Origin of the sequence: Pseudomonas sp. LJDD11, from assembly GCF_024584215.1 — a bacterium.
Taxonomy (GTDB): Bacteria; Pseudomonadota; Gammaproteobacteria; order Pseudomonadales; family Pseudomonadaceae; genus Aquipseudomonas.
In genome coordinates this window covers 11,214-24,922 of the sequence record NZ_JANJFL010000039.1, presented here as the reverse complement: position 1 = coordinate 24,922, position 13,709 = coordinate 11,214, and the positions used below count along the sequence as shown (strand labels likewise).

Here is a 13,709-nt window from a genome sequence, read left to right as displayed (position 1 = left end):
CCTTGCGGCAAGCGGTATGGGTCAGAACAGGTTGACCGGATAATCGATGATCACCCGATACTCATCGGTGTCACGCTGCATGTCGGTGCGAAACACGCCATAACGCAGTTGGGTGTTCAGCCCCTTGGCCGGGCCGCTCTGTACCACGTAGCCCAGGGTTGCGTCGCGGGCCCATTCCTGCCTGTCGCCGGTGGCGGTCTTGATGTGATCGCCATTGTAGTAGGTCGTACGGAACGTCAGCCCCGGCACGCCCAACCCGGAGAAGTCATAGGCATAGCGCACTTGCCAGGAACGCTCGCCGGCCCGCTGGAACTTGCCCGACATGGTTTCGGTGATGAAGTTACTGGTGGTGCCGGCCCCTTCGTTGACCCACACCGCATCGCTGTCACCGTTGACCTGCTGATAACCGGCACCAAACAGATGACCGCCCAGTGCGTAGGTGAACAAGATACTGCTCAAGCGGCTGTCAACTTCACCACGGGTGCGACCATTACCGTAATAACCGCTGCTGTAGTAATCCGGGTCATTGCCATTGGCGCCGGACGAGCTGTTATTGTAATGACGAATATCGGTGGTCAAACGACCCGGCCCCAGCGGCAAGGTGTAAACGGCACCGAGAAAGTGCTGATTATAAAAATCTTCCAGTTGCGCGAAGTAATACTGCAGGCTCAGATCCGGTGTCGCTTTATAAGTACCACCGGCATACAGAAACTGGTTTACATGGGTGCTGCGGGCAGTGTTGATACCGGGGTTGACCGGGTCGACGGTGGCGTTGGAACCGGCGATCGACAGCCCTTCCCAGTCGGTCGAACCACGTTCCTTGACATGGTCGATGCGCCCTGCTGTGAGGGTCAGTTTGTCGATGTCTTTCGACTCCACCTGAAAGCCATTGAAGGTCTGAAACACCAGGCGATCACTGGCGATCAGAATCGGCAGGCGGGGCTGCAACGTACCGTAGCGAAACTCGGTCTTACCGATGCGCGCCTTGAGCGTCGGGCCCAGGCTGGCGAAGTCGTCCACCGCCCGGCCGTCGCTGTCGGTGGGGAAAATATTGCCGTTGCTGGCACTGCTGGTGGGGTTGTAATGACGGCCCTTGCCCGAGTCCAGACGAATGCCGAGCATGCCCACCGCATCAAGACCAAAACCGATCGGCCCTTCGGTAAAACCGGAGCTGTAGTTGAGCACGAAGCCCTGCCCCCATTCCTGGGTGTAGTTGGGATCGGCCGCACCATCGCGATTATCGACCTGGCTGAAAAAGTTGCGCACCAACAACGTGGCGTGACTGTCGTCGATAAACCCTGCTGCCTGGCTTTGTTGTGCAATACATAATGCCAATAGACCCAACGAATATTTTTTCATCGTGGACTCCCCGCCCCATTATAAGAAGTTTGTACTGGCAGGCTGCGCGAACGCAGCAAAGTGGAAATATCCGCCTGTTATGTAATAGATAAGTTGCCGGTTGGTCCTGGCTTGTCAGCGGTATTTACACGCTACTCAGGCAGCGCTGGGCAGCGTTAAGACAAAGTTCTTCTGATTGGATAGGAAACACTTATGACCGGAAAACCGCGAATGTCATAAGTCGTGCTTATCACCCCACCTGCAAAGCCTCTTGGCCCTGCCCGCTGCGCGCTGGATAGAGTGGCGTCATTCCTGCATTTTTGCGCCAGCCGCCAAAGGGCCCAACGATGGATCAACACCGTATCAAAGACCTGATCGACCTTATTGGTGCGTCAGACCTGACCGAACTGAGCCTCAGCGAAGGCGGCAGCCACCTGCACCTGGCGCGCCACGGCCGCCGGGCTGAAACCCGCAGCGCGCCGCTGCACTCATCCACCGCCGCCCCTCAACCCACCCAGGCCCCGAGCGCCTGCTCGGGCACTGAGGCCACGCCGCAGCCCTCCATCGCCGCCACCCACGAAGAGGTGCCCTCGCCCCTGTATGGCGTGCTGCACCTGACGCCCTCGCCTGATGAACCGGCGTTCGTTCAGCCGGGCGATACCGTCAGCGCCGGCCAGACCCTGTGCATTGTCGAGGCCATGAAAATGTTCCATCAGGTCAGCGCGCCGGCGGCCGGCACGGTTAAAACGGTGCTGGGGCAGTCCGGCACGGAAGTCGAACGCGGCCAGCCGCTGTTTCACATCGTCACGGCAGGATGACCAACATGTTCGATACCGTTCTGATCGCCAACCGGGGCGAAATCGCCCTGCGCATTCAGCGCGCCTGTCATCAACTGGGCCTGAAGACCGTGATGGTCTACTCCCAAGGCGATGCCGGCGCGGCCTATCTGCAACATGCCGACCAGGCGCTGTGCATCGGTCCTGCGGCCCCCGGACAAAGCTATCTGGACAGTCGGGCTGTTATTTATGCCGCGCTGGCCAGTGGTGCCCAGGCCGTGCATCCGGGCTATGGCTTTTTGTCGGAGAACGCCGCCTTCAGCCAGGCCGTGAGCGATGCCGGCCTGACCTTCATCGGCCCGGACGCCGCGTGCATCCGGCGCATGGGCGACAAGGTGGCGGCCAAACGCGCCATGCTTGAGGCCGGCGTACCCTGCGTACCCGGCCCACAAGGGGCGCTGCCCGAGGAGCGCGAGCGCATTGAAGCGATTGCCCTGGAGATCGGCTACCCGGTGATCATCAAGGCTGCCGGCGGCGGTGGTGGCCGGGGCATGCGTGTGGTGCACAGTGCCGCCGAGCTGCTGCCTGCCGTCAGCCTGACCCGCGAAGAAGCCCGCCGCGCCTTTGGCAACCCCGAGCTGTACATGGAGAAATTTCTCGGCCACCCGCGCCATGTCGAGATCCAGGTGTTGTGCGACCGCCACGGTAACGGTGTGTGGCTGGGCAGCCGCGACTGCTCGCTGCAACGTCGTCACCAGAAGGTGCTGGAAGAGGCACCGGCACCGGGTATCGATGCCCAGGCACTGGCGCGGGTGGGCCAGCGCTGCGTCGAAGCCTGCCGCCTGATCGGCTATCAGGGTGTGGGCACCTTCGAGTTTCTCTATGAAGACGGCGAGTTTTTTTTCATCGAGATGAACACCCGTCTGCAGGTCGAACACCCGGTCACCGAGATGACCACCGGCATCGACATCGTCGAACAGCAACTGCGCATGGCCATGGGTGAAGTGCTCAGCCTGCGCCAATCCGACATCGTCACCCAGGGGCACGCTCTGGAATGCCGGATCAACGCCGAAGACCCGCAAACCTTCATCCCGACTCCCGGCACGGTGACCCGCTGGGACCTGCCGGGGGGTATCGGCGTGCGTATCGACTCGCATGTGTGCGCAGGCTACAAGGTGCCGCCCTACTACGACTCGATGATCGCCAAGGTCATTACCCACGGCGCCACCCGCGAACAGGCGCTGGCCCGCATGCGTACCGCCCTGGCGCAGTTTGCGGTCGAGGGCATCAGCACCAACCTGCCGCTGCACCGGCAGATCGTCACCGACAACGCCTTTGTCGCCGGTAGCGTGGACATTCATCACCTGGAGCGCTGGCTGAGTACACGCCAGGCGGAGAGCTGAAATGCGCATTGAGACAATCCGCCAACTGGCCGGCTGGATGAGCCAGGCCGGGCTGAGCAGCCTGGAGTTCAAGCAAGACGGTTTCGAGTTGCGTCTGGTACGCCCGGCCAGCCAACCGGCCCTGGCCGCCAATCCGCCCATCAGCGACGCGCCAGCCGCTGCGCCGATAGCGGCTGCAGCCAAGCCTGAAGTGGCCGCCATGGCGACCCTGTGCGGGCACTTCCACGCCCGTCATCCGGCCCGCGAGCAGCCACTGGTGACGCCCGGACAAACCGTGAACGTCGGCGACACCGTCGGCGTGATCGCGGTCGGCAGCCTGTTGCTGCCGGTGACCGTACAGCACGCCGGCATTGCCGGCGATTACCTGATCGAAGATGGCGAGCGGGTGGAATACGCCACCCCGGTGCTCGCCCTGGCGGGAGAGTGACTTCATGAAAATCGACTTGAATGCAGACCTGGGCGAAGGCTTCGGCCCCTGGACAATGGGCGAAGACGATGCCCTGATGGAGATCATCTCGTCCGCCAATGTCGCCTGCGGCTTTCACGCCGGCGACCCGCTGATCATGGACAAGACCGCGCGCCGGGCGCTGGCCGCAGGCATCGACCTGGGAGCCCACGTCGGCTACCCCGACCTGCTCGGCTTCGGTCGCCGGCCGATCCAGGTCGACACTGCTGAATTGCAAACCTGGGTGACCTACCAATTGGCCGCCCTGGCGGGCATGGCCAGGGTTGCCGGGCACCGGATGACCCACATGAGTTTCCACGGCGCACTGGGCAACCGGGTGGCCGCCGACGCGGCGCTGGCCGACGCCCTGCTGGGCACAGTGGCCGCCTTCGACCGCGAGCTGATCGTCAGTTCCTCGACCAGCGTGGCCATGCAACAGGCCGCCGACCGCCATGGCCTGCGCCTTGCACTGACCTTTCTGGCCGACCGCGCCTGCGACAAGGACGGCCTGCTGGTGCCCCGCGCCCTGCCCGACGCGGTGATCAAGGACCCGCAGCGCGTGCGCGAACGGGTCCGGCAATTTCTCCAGCAAGGCACCGTCACCTGTTACACCGGTGAAATCATTGAGGTCCCGGCCTGTTCGATCCTGCTGCACGGCGACACCGCCAACGCCCTTGAGCTGGCGCGCAGCATCCGCACCGAAATCGAGCATGCCGGCGGGGTGATTGCCCCGATTTCGCACCTGATGGCGTGACAGGCCGGTAACGATAAGAAAGCCTTATCACCCAACAGCCAAACCCTCTTGGCGCCCGTTTCAGCAGCTCCTTACAGTCACTGCATGCCCGTTGGCAGTGACCCAGACAATTATTCGATGAGGAACCGGCCATGCCATTTTCCGACTACACCACTGCGCTGGTCACCGGCGCATCTTCCGGCATCGGCGCCGCCACGGTCGAGCGCCTGAGCCGCGAAGGTATCAAGGTGCATGCACTGGCCCGCAGTGCCGACAAACTGGCCGAACTGGCCGAGCGCACCGGCTGTGTCGTCCACGCCGTGGACGTCGCCGACCTGGATGCGCTAACCCGCACTGTCGAAGGCCTGCAGATCGATATTCTGGTCAACAACGCCGGTGTCGACCGGCCCGGCTCGATTCTCAATGCGACCGCCGAGGGTATTGACGCGCTGATCGACGTCAACCTGCGCGCCGTACTGCACTTGACCCGCCTGCTGGTGCCGGGCATGGCCGAGCGTGACCGGGGCCATGTGATCAACATCAGCTCGATTGCGGCGGCCTACAATTTCGGCGGCAACAGCACCTACCACGCCACCAAGGCCGCCGTGAGCATGCTGTCGCGCAACCTGCGCATCGACCTGTTCGGCAAGCGCGTGCGGGTCACCGAGATCTGCCCCGGCCGGGTCGCCACCGACATCTTCGAACACGTGCACGGCAACGCCGCCGAAACCCGCGCCAGGTTCATTGACGGCTTCGAGTTACCGGTGGCCGAGGACATTGCCGGGGCGATTGCCTTCGCCATTGCCGCACCGGTTGCGATGAACGTCGGGCACATGGAAATCACCCCAACGCTGCAAGTACCAGGCGGCCTGCAAACCACCCGCCCGCAGCACTGAAACCCGCGCCATTACCGGACAAGAGCGGCCACCTTGAGTGAGCCGCCACCCCACCGGTGAAGAATTCGCTTACTGCCCCGGACCCGACTGGGTGACCTTTATGATGAAAGACTTCGACCTGGGGCCAATCCTGACGGGCGAGTACGCCGAGCTGCTGCTCAAGGGCGCGGCCATGACCCTGCAGTTGATGCTGTATGCCTGGTTGCTGGCGATGTCGCTGGCGTTTGTACTGGTAGTGATCCGCCTGACCGGCAAGGCGCTGCCCGAACGCCTGGTGGCCGGCTACGTGTCGTACCACCGCAACGTGCCGACCCTGGTGCAACTGATGCTCTGGTACTTCGGCGTGCCGACCCTGCTGCCTGAATCAACCCAACTGTGGCTGGCCAATTTCAGCACCGAGTTCATCTTTGCGGTGATTGCGCTGGGCCTGTGCCAGGCAGCGTACTTCTGTGAAGACCTGCGCGCCGGACTGCGCGCCATTCCGGACGGCCAGAATGAAGCGGCTCGTGCGCTGGGCATGGGCTACCTGCGCTCGATGCGCTACGTGATCCTGCCGCAAGGGGTGCGCAACGCCCTGCCCTCGCTGATCAACCACACCGTACTGCTGTTCAAGAACACCAGCCTGGCCATGGCCATCGGCGTCGTTGAACTGACCTACGCGACCCGCGAGGTCGAGAACTACACCTTCCGCACCTTCGAATCCTTCCTGGTCGCCACCTTGGGCTACCTGGCGGTGTCGCTGTTGCTAATGGGTATCGGCGCGCTGATCGCGCGGCGTTTCGATCTGGCCAAGGCGAGGTAATCCGGCATGTTCGAGGTATTCAAAATCGTTCACGAGCACTGGGAACTGCTGCTCATCGGCCAGTACCCGCACGGCCCGATCGGCGGCCTGGTCAATACCCTGATGCTCTCGGCGCTGGCCCTGCTGCTGGCGTTTCCGTTGGGCATCGTGCTGGCCATCGCACGCATCTCGCCGTTCGCCTGGCTGCGTGCGCCGGCCACCGTGTGGGTTTACGTGCTGCGCGGCATCCCGCTGATCATGGTGATCTTCTGGACCTACTTTCTGGTGCCCTTGCTGATCGGCCACAACATCAGCGGCTTCGCCACCATGCTGTGCACCCTGGTGATCTACCAGAGCGCCTACCTGGCGGAGATCGTGCGCGCCGGGATCGAGGGCCTGCCAAAGGGCCAGTTCGAGGCTTCGCGGGCCCTGGGCATGGGCTATTTCCGCACGCTGGGCTGGGTGATCCTGCCACAGGCGCTGTACAACGCCTTGCCCAGCCTGATCAGCCAATTCGTGTCGATCATCAAGGAAACCACCCTGGGCTACATGATCAACGTGCAGGAGATGACCTTCGCCGCCAACCAGATCAACAACCAATTACTGACCAAGCCGTTCCAGGTCTACGCGATTCTGGCGGTCACCTACTACTGCCTGTGCTACAGCCTGACCCGCCTGGCCACCCATGTGGAGCGACGCATCGAACGCAAGCGCCAGGGCGACCGTGGCCAGACACCCGGCGCCGCGCTCAGCACTGCGCTGCCTTCTTCCCCAGCTTCGAGATAACCGCCATGAAACCACTGATCATGTTTGCCAATGTCGACAAGTGGTACGGCGAGTACCGCGCGCTGACCACCATCAACGCCGAAATCCGCCAGGGTGAAGTGGTGGTGGTGTGCGGCCCGTCCGGGTCGGGCAAGTCGACGCTGATCCGCACCGTCAACCGTCTGGAAGCCATCCAGAGCGGCCAGATTCTGTTCGAAGGCCACGACATCCATGGCACCGACGCCAACCTCAACCGGCTGCGCAGCCGCATCGGTTTTGTGTTCCAGAGCTTCAACCTGTTCCCGCACCTGTCGGTGCTCGACAACATCATCCTCGCCCCGACCAAGGTCAAGGGCCTCAAGGGTGCAGCCGCCAGACAGCGGGCCATGCAACTGCTCGACCGGGTCGGTATGGCGCACAAGGCCGGCAGTTATCCGGGCCAGTTGTCCGGCGGCCAGCAGCAACGGGTGGCGATCGCCCGGGCGCTGGCCATGGAGCCGCCGGTGATGCTGTTCGACGAGCCGACCAGCGCGCTGGACCCGGAAATGGTCGGTGAAGTGCTGCAGGTCATGCGCGGCCTGGCCAAGGACGGCATGACCATGATGTGCGTGACCCACGAGATGAACTTCGCCCGCGAGGTCGCCGACACCATCTGGTTCATGGACGCCGGCCAGATCCTGGAGCGCGCCACCCCCGAGGTGTTTTTCAGCAAACCGCAACATCCACGGGCGCAGCGCTTTATCAGCGACCTGCGCGCTCACTGAGTTCCCCGAGTCGCCACAGAGCGACCACGCCCTACCCCCACTGCCGGCCATTGTCTTATTCGAGGATCATTGCGATGCGTATCAAACAAGCCCCGTTGGCCCTGATGTTGCTCCCCCTGCTGGCCGCCACCGCCCACGCCGACCAATGGGCCGATATCCAGGCCAAACAGTCGATCAGCTGTGGCGTGTACTCCGACGTGCCGCCCTTTGCCTCGCCCAACCCGCAAAGCCGTGCACTGGAAGGCATGGATGTCGACCTGTGCACTGCGCTGGCCAAACACCTGGGCGTCAAACTGGAGCTCAAGCCGCTGTCGGGTGAAGCCCGGGTGCCTGAGGTGAAGATGGGCCGCGTCGATGTGGTGATCGCCAACCTGGCCTACACCAAGACCCGCGCCCAGCAGATCCAGTACTCCGACCCCTACTACGTGGCCAAGGAAGTGCTGGTGGTCAAGGCGCCGCTGGCTGACAAGCCGCGTTCGTACTTTGCCGGCAAGCGCATCAGCGCCACCAAGGGTTCGACCTCGGAGCAATCGATTCGCCTGGCCGACGCGGTACCGGTGACCTTCCAGGACACCGGCTCCGCCTACCTGGCAGTGCAGCAGAACAAGGTGCTGGGCGTGGTGACCAACACCATGTCGGCGAAAAAACTGGTGAGCCAGGCCAAGGCCGGCGGGGTCGACCTGGGCATCGTTGCCGAGCCGATGGCCCTGGAGCCGGTGGGCGTGGGCATGAAGCTCGAAGAGCCGGCGCTGCTGGCCAAGGTCAACGATGCGTTGTACGCCATGGACAAGGCCGGCGAGATCGACCAGATCTGGAGCAAATGGATCGGCCCGGCCACCGAGTACAACATGGTCCGTGAAGAGCGCGTGCAGAAGCTCGCCGACATGCAGTTCCAGGCCCTGGAATAACCCCGCCCAGCTCCGACACCCCGGCGCAAGGCCGGGGGTGTTTGCTGTTGGCGACCTGCACACAGCCATCCAGAAATCTTATGACCCGACAACAAAGCGCTATTGGAGCCTGCCGACAGGCCGCTCTTATGCTGTGCCTTGCCCGTTAACCCCCTCAAGAAGCCGCCCATGCCCACTTTTGCCGATCGTTTGAAAAACGTCTCTGTGTCCGCCTCTGTCGCCATGACCCAGAAAGCCCGTGAACTCACCGCCCAGGGCGTCAAGGTCATCAGCCTGTCGTCGGGCGAGCCGGACTTCCCCACCCCGCCCCACGCCATTGCGGCCGCCCATGCCGCCGCGCTGGCCGGTGACACCAAATACCCGGCCATCGAAGGGACCCCGGCGCTGAAAATGGCCATCCAGCGCAAGTTCCAGCGTGATAACCAACTGACCTATGAGCCGAACCAGATCCTCGTCGCCGGGGGCGGCAAGCAGGTGATCTTCAATGCCATGCTCGCCACCCTCAACTCCGGCGATGAAGTGGTGATCCCGACCCCGGCGTGGATCAGCTACGCCGACATCGTCAAGTTCGCCGGTGGGGTACCGGTGCCGGTGCCGTGCAGCCAGGCCAACAACTTCAAACTGCAGCCTGAAGACCTCAACGCCGCCATCACCCCACGCACCAAATGGCTGCTACTCAACTACCCCAGCAACCCCACCGGCTCCGCCTGCTCGCGCGCCGAAATGGCCGCCATCGCCGAGGTCATGCTGCACCACCCCGAGGTGTGGATCATGACCGACGACATGTACGAGCACTTGATCTACGACGGCTTCGAGTTCTGCACCATCGCCGCTGTCGAGCCGCGCCTTTACGAACGCACCCTGACCGTCAACGGCGTGTCCAAGGCCTATGCCATGACTGGCTGGCGGATGGGCTACTGTGGCGGCCCGCAAGAACTGATTCGCGCCGTAAGTAACGTCAACACGCAAAACAGCGGCGGCGTCTGCACCCTGACCCAGGCCGCTGCCACCGCAGTGCTCAACGGCCCACAGGAGCTGCTGGCCGAGCGCGCCGGGGTCTACCAGCAACGTCGCGACTACGTGCTGGGCCGCCTGGCCGACATCCAGGGCCTGAGCTGCCACAAGCCCGAAGGGGCGTTCTACCTGTTCCCCAACATCGCCGAATTTATTGGCCGCACCAGCCGCGGCGGACGCAAGATCGGCAACGACACCGACTTCTGCATGGCGCTGATGGAAGAGCACCACGTAGCAACGGTACAAGGCGCGGCCTACGGCCTGTCGCCCTTCGTGCGGCTGTCCTATGCCACCAGCCAGGCCATGCTGGAGCAAGGCTGCGACCGCATCGCCGAGTTCTGCGCCGGCCTGCGCTGATCGGCAAGCACAAAAAAACGCCGGTATCGGCGGTTTTTTGTGCTTTCCAAACGCTGCCGACAACCGGCACGGCGTCAGAACATCGCCCGCAACCGCTGCACATCCTCCAGATAAGCCTCGATGGCCTGCTCGGCGGCAATCGCCTCTTGGGGACCTGCCTCGACAAACCGGATACGACTGCCGATGGCGGCCTGGCCGAGTCGCCACAGATCGGCGTCGATGACCCCGGCAATCTTCGGATAACCGCCGGCGGTGTTGGCGTCGCTGAGCTGGATGATCGGCTCGCCTCCCGGCGGCACCTGCACCACGCCTGGCACCAACCCGTAAGAGCGCATCTCCATGGTGGTGTGCGGCACGATCGGCTCGCCGCTCAGGCGGTAGCCGGTACGGTTGCTCTGCGCCGAGATTTTCCAGGGCTGACGCCAGAAACGCTGCTGGTCGCGTTCGAACAACCCATATTCACCGGCGGGTATAGCGCGCAGCAACACGGTGCCGTCCGGGTCGCTGGCAAAGACCTCGGCCATGGCCTGCACGGGGGGCCGCACGCCAAGCCCACCTGCCGGCAGCGGTAAGGCCGCCGTGGCGCCTGTTGCCAGCACATCACCGGCCTGCAACACGCGGCCTTCGAAGCCACCAAAGCCGCCGCGCAACGAGGTGCTGCGCGAGCCCATCAGCTCCGGCACATCGATGCCGCCGGCCACACACAGGTAGACCCGCGCGCCGCTGCGCGGGTAGCTGATACTCAGGGTCTGACCGGCCTTGACCGTTACCGCCCACCACGGCAACAGCGGTTGATCATCCAGTTGCGCCTGACCATCGGCACCGGTCAGCGCGATTGCGGTATCGGCGCCAAATCGCACTCGTAACGGGAAGGTCTGCACCTCCAGCGCCGCCAGGCCGTCGGGGTTGCCCAGCAAGCGGTTGCCGACCCGCAACGCCAGGCCGTCCATGGCGCCGCTGATCGCCACGCCAATATTGCGATACAGCGAGCGCCCGAGGTCCTGCACGGTATTTTGCGGGCCGGTGGTTAGCACTTCGATCACAGTTCAATCCTCTCGGGCACGAAACGCAGGGTGTCACCCGGGGCCAGCAACGCAGGTTGCGCGGCCTGGGGGTCGAACATCGGGGTATGGGCAAAGCCGATCGAGTTCCAGCCATTGGGGCCATCCAGCACGGCAATACCCGACTGCATACCGCCAATGGTGACCATGCCTTTGAGCATGTTCAGTGACGGGACCTTCTTGCGCGGCATGTAGATGGCCGGGTCCAGCCCCCCGAGATAACCAAAGCCCGGCGCGCTGGCGACGGCAAACACGCTGTATTGGCCCTGGTGATGGCGGCGAATCACTTCGGCGTCGCTCAGGCCGCTGAAGTCACACAGCGCCGGCAGATCAATCGCGTGCTCGCCGCCGTAGACCACCGGCACCTCGATCAACCGGCCACTGCGATGCAACGGGTCGGCCTCGCGCCACAGCTGCTGCAACTCGGCAAACACCGCTTGCGGCTGCAAGGGTATGGCGCTGAACACCACCAGCAGGTTGGTCATACCAGCGATGGTGGCTTGCACATCACCGCGTTGTTCCAATGACTGCGCCAGGGCCCAGATACGCCGCTGGGTTTCAAGTTCCAGCGCGCCTGGGGCCTCCAGCAGGTAGGCCCGGGCACCGATCATCGAAACACGGGCAAGCGCTTCGGGCAGATGGGCCGCAGGCGTCGATACGACCTGCGCGGTTAGCGTCATGATTCACTCCTTGGGCGAGAACGATAATGGGGTAACTCAACGCAGGGCGCGGCGCTCGCCAAGGTCAACCGCCGGCAGCCGGCTCATCACCAGCAAAGCCAGCAAGGCGCACAAGGCGCAGCCCAGCAGCCCGCTACCCAGCGCCTGAACCAGCGCCTGGCGGGCCAGTTGCAGCTCAGCCATCGGCAACTCGCCGGCCGCGCTCATCAACACCTGAGGATCGGCCAGCCGGGCCAGCGCGTGCAGATCGCCGCTGGCCTGCAGGGCGACCTGCACGTAGCGGGCGTAGAGCAGGTTGACCAACGAGGCCATCAGCGCAGTACCGAGCAGGCCGCCGACCAGGCGCAGCGACTGCTGCAGCGCCGTGGCGATGCCCAAGTATTGGCGCTCGGCGAGGGTCTGGGTGAACACCGTGAGGTTGAGAAATACAAAACCCAGGCCAAGGCCGGCCAGCAGAATCAGCCCCAGCAAGGTATTGAACCCGGCCTCTCGCCCCACTGCGGCCAGTGCGGCGCAGGCACACAACAACGCGGTAAAACCGCCCAGCGGCAGCCAGTTGGGGTTGGCCAGACGGGTCATCAGCCGGCTGTTGACGATGGCCCCCAGAGTGATGCTCAGGGCCAGCGGGGTGATCAGCAGCCCCGCCTCTGCCGGGCTGTAGCCGTAGCCGCCCTGCAGCAACAGCGGCAGGTAAAACAGCAAGGTAAACATCACCCCACCGGCCAACACCGCCAGCACAAACAACAGGCGTACGCTGCGGTCGGCAAACAACGCTCCCGGCAGCAGCGGATTGGGGCAGCGTCGCTGCTGCCAGACCAGCCCCAGCCAGGCCGCCAGGGTGATGGCTGCCAGGACCAGGCTGGTGGCCGCACTGCCATTGCTCAGGTGCTCGACGAACAGTTGCAAGCCGCCCAGGCTGAGCACCACCAACAGCGCCCCGAGCCAGTCCAGACGCACCGGCGCGCTGCGCTGTGGCCGGTACCAGGGCAGATAGCGCCAGGCAAAAAACAGCGCTAGCGCGCCCAGCGGCAGGTTCAGCCAGAACACCGAGCGCCAGCCGAACTGCCCGGTCAGGTAGCCACCCAGGCCCGGGCCGATCGAGTTGATCACGCTGAACATCGTACTGAGCAGCATCTGCCAGCGCAGACGCTGTGCGGTATCCGGGAACAGCTCGGGCACACAGGCAAACGCGGTCCCCACCAGCATGCCGCCACCGATGCCCTGCATGACTCGCCCGGCCACCAGCCACGGCATGCTCGGGGCCAGCGCACAGACCAGCGAAGCCAGGGTAAACAGGACGGTGGCCGCCAGCACGAACGGTTTGCGGCCAAAATAGTCGCCGAGGCGGCCAAACACCGGGATGGTCACGATGGACGCCAGCAGGTAGCCGGTGGCAACCCAGGCATAGAGTTCAAAGCCCTGCAGCTGGGCGACGATACTCGGCAAGGCATTGCCAATCACGGTCTGATCCAGTGCCGAGAGCATCAGCACCAGCGACACCCCCAGCATGGCGAGCAGGGCTTGGCGAAAAGTCAGGGCAGCAGGTTCGGCGATCATCGAGTACTCGGGCCAGCGGCAGAAAAACGGTCACCTGGCCACGTTACGGACCCCGGAGCCGGAGGCAAAAGAGGAGTTCGCTCTGTACGGATAAGCCAGCCTTATGACCGCCCGCAGCCGCCTGTCAGGCGGCATGCGTTGTGCACGCTGACGGGCACGCCCCGCGCTGGCGCCCGACAATGGCGCACCGGGTGCCATAGGCAGCGCTTATGACCGCCTCAGGGGCTGGCC

At 63.9% G+C, this 13,709-nt stretch carries 14 protein-coding genes; 10 read left to right on the top strand and 4 right to left on the bottom strand.

Going from position 1 to position 13,709, the window contains the following annotated elements:
• Nucleotides 1–21 precede the first annotated feature (21 nt).
• Nucleotides 22–1,359: an OprD family porin gene (locus NRB16_RS27425; protein WP_257107416.1), complete on the bottom strand. Its 1,338-nt coding sequence runs from the start codon at nt 1,357–1,359 to the stop codon at nt 22–24.
• A 326-nt stretch (nt 1,360–1,685) separates the two neighbouring features.
• Between NRB16_RS27425 and accB the strand changes: the two genes are divergently transcribed.
• The 10 genes from accB to NRB16_RS27375 all read left to right on the top strand — a co-directional run bounded on the left by accB (nt 1,686) and on the right by NRB16_RS27375 (nt 10,180).
• On the top strand, nt 1,686–2,156 hold the full coding sequence (accB, locus tag NRB16_RS27420; RefSeq protein ID WP_257107415.1) for an acetyl-CoA carboxylase biotin carboxyl carrier protein: 471 nt from the start codon (nt 1,686–1,688) through the stop codon (nt 2,154–2,156).
• A gap of 5 nt (nt 2,157–2,161) precedes the next feature.
• On the top strand, nt 2,162–3,517 hold the full coding sequence (accC, locus tag NRB16_RS27415) for an acetyl-CoA carboxylase biotin carboxylase subunit (protein ID WP_257107414.1): 1,356 nt from the start codon (nt 2,162–2,164) through the stop codon (nt 3,515–3,517).
• 1 nt (nt 3,518) lies between these two features.
• The gene (locus NRB16_RS27410; RefSeq protein WP_253142558.1) at nt 3,519–3,944 is read left to right on the top strand and encodes a hypothetical protein; all 426 of its coding nucleotides are present in this window, start codon (nt 3,519–3,521) and stop codon (nt 3,942–3,944) included.
• Nucleotides 3,945–3,948: 4 nt separating this feature from the next.
• Nucleotides 3,949–4,716 (top strand): LamB/YcsF family protein, encoded by a 768-nt coding sequence (locus NRB16_RS27405; RefSeq protein WP_253116687.1) that lies wholly within the window; start codon nt 3,949–3,951, stop codon nt 4,714–4,716.
• Between the two features lie 131 nt (nt 4,717–4,847).
• The gene (locus NRB16_RS27400) at nt 4,848–5,591 is read left to right on the top strand and encodes an SDR family oxidoreductase (RefSeq protein ID WP_045492194.1); all 744 of its coding nucleotides are present in this window, start codon (nt 4,848–4,850) and stop codon (nt 5,589–5,591) included.
• A 100-nt stretch (nt 5,592–5,691) separates the two neighbouring features.
• Complete coding sequence (locus NRB16_RS27395) at nt 5,692–6,393, top strand: amino acid ABC transporter permease (protein ID WP_045494901.1); 702 nt, start codon at nt 5,692–5,694, stop codon at nt 6,391–6,393.
• Between the two features lie 6 nt (nt 6,394–6,399).
• Nucleotides 6,400–7,158, top strand: coding sequence for an amino acid ABC transporter permease (locus NRB16_RS27390; RefSeq protein ID WP_257107413.1), 759 nt, complete (start codon nt 6,400–6,402; stop codon nt 7,156–7,158).
• Between the two features lie 14 nt (nt 7,159–7,172).
• Nucleotides 7,173–7,901, top strand: coding sequence for an amino acid ABC transporter ATP-binding protein (locus tag NRB16_RS27385; RefSeq protein WP_045494904.1), 729 nt, complete (start codon nt 7,173–7,175; stop codon nt 7,899–7,901).
• Between the two features lie 74 nt (nt 7,902–7,975).
• On the top strand, nt 7,976–8,809 hold the full coding sequence (locus NRB16_RS27380) for a transporter substrate-binding domain-containing protein (protein ID WP_045492198.1): 834 nt from the start codon (nt 7,976–7,978) through the stop codon (nt 8,807–8,809).
• 168 nt (nt 8,810–8,977) lie between these two features.
• Nucleotides 8,978–10,180, top strand: a complete 1,203-nt coding sequence (locus NRB16_RS27375; RefSeq protein WP_257107412.1) for a pyridoxal phosphate-dependent aminotransferase — start codon at nt 8,978–8,980, stop codon at nt 10,178–10,180.
• A 74-nt stretch (nt 10,181–10,254) separates the two neighbouring features.
• Here the strand turns inward: NRB16_RS27375 and NRB16_RS27370 are convergent, their stop codons facing one another.
• From NRB16_RS27370 to NRB16_RS27360, 3 genes are read right to left on the bottom strand one after another with little or no spacing between them, the layout of a single operon-like run.
• Nucleotides 10,255–11,223 carry a biotin-dependent carboxyltransferase family protein gene (locus tag NRB16_RS27370; protein WP_257107411.1) on the bottom strand — a complete coding sequence of 323 codons (969 nt, stop codon included), beginning with the start codon at nt 11,221–11,223 and terminating at the stop codon, nt 10,255–10,257.
• A complete protein-coding gene (gene pxpB / locus NRB16_RS27365; protein ID WP_045492205.1) occupies nt 11,220–11,921 on the bottom strand; it encodes a 5-oxoprolinase subunit PxpB in 702 nt (233 codons plus the stop codon). Before pxpB ends, NRB16_RS27370 begins: the two co-directional genes overlap by 4 nt.
• Before the next feature lie 36 nt (nt 11,922–11,957).
• Nucleotides 11,958–13,478: an MFS transporter gene (locus NRB16_RS27360; protein ID WP_257107410.1), complete on the bottom strand. Its 1,521-nt coding sequence runs from the start codon at nt 13,476–13,478 to the stop codon at nt 11,958–11,960.
• Nucleotides 13,479–13,709: the final 231 nt, after the last annotated feature.

Bases quoted from the DNA above. Each gene is read 5' to 3' on its own strand.
- NRB16_RS27425 (WP_257107416.1), bottom strand. From the start codon at position 1,359: ATGAAAAAATATTCGTTGGGTCTATTGGCATTATGTATTGCACAACAA.
- accB (WP_257107415.1), top strand. From the start codon at position 1,686: ATGGATCAACACCGTATCAAAGACCTGATCGACCTTATTGGTGCGTCA.
- accC (WP_257107414.1), top strand. From the start codon at position 2,162: ATGTTCGATACCGTTCTGATCGCCAACCGGGGCGAAATCGCCCTGCGC.
- NRB16_RS27410 (WP_253142558.1), top strand. From the start codon at position 3,519: ATGCGCATTGAGACAATCCGCCAACTGGCCGGCTGGATGAGCCAGGCC.
- NRB16_RS27405 (WP_253116687.1), top strand. From the start codon at position 3,949: ATGAAAATCGACTTGAATGCAGACCTGGGCGAAGGCTTCGGCCCCTGG.
- NRB16_RS27400 (WP_045492194.1), top strand. From the start codon at position 4,848: ATGCCATTTTCCGACTACACCACTGCGCTGGTCACCGGCGCATCTTCC.
- NRB16_RS27395 (WP_045494901.1), top strand. From the start codon at position 5,692: ATGATGAAAGACTTCGACCTGGGGCCAATCCTGACGGGCGAGTACGCC.
- NRB16_RS27390 (WP_257107413.1), top strand. From the start codon at position 6,400: ATGTTCGAGGTATTCAAAATCGTTCACGAGCACTGGGAACTGCTGCTC.
- NRB16_RS27380 (WP_045492198.1), top strand. From the start codon at position 7,976: ATGCGTATCAAACAAGCCCCGTTGGCCCTGATGTTGCTCCCCCTGCTG.
- NRB16_RS27375 (WP_257107412.1), top strand. From the start codon at position 8,978: ATGCCCACTTTTGCCGATCGTTTGAAAAACGTCTCTGTGTCCGCCTCT.
- pxpB (WP_045492205.1), bottom strand. From the start codon at position 11,921: ATGACGCTAACCGCGCAGGTCGTATCGACGCCTGCGGCCCATCTGCCC.
- NRB16_RS27360 (WP_257107410.1), bottom strand. From the start codon at position 13,478: ATGATCGCCGAACCTGCTGCCCTGACTTTTCGCCAAGCCCTGCTCGCC.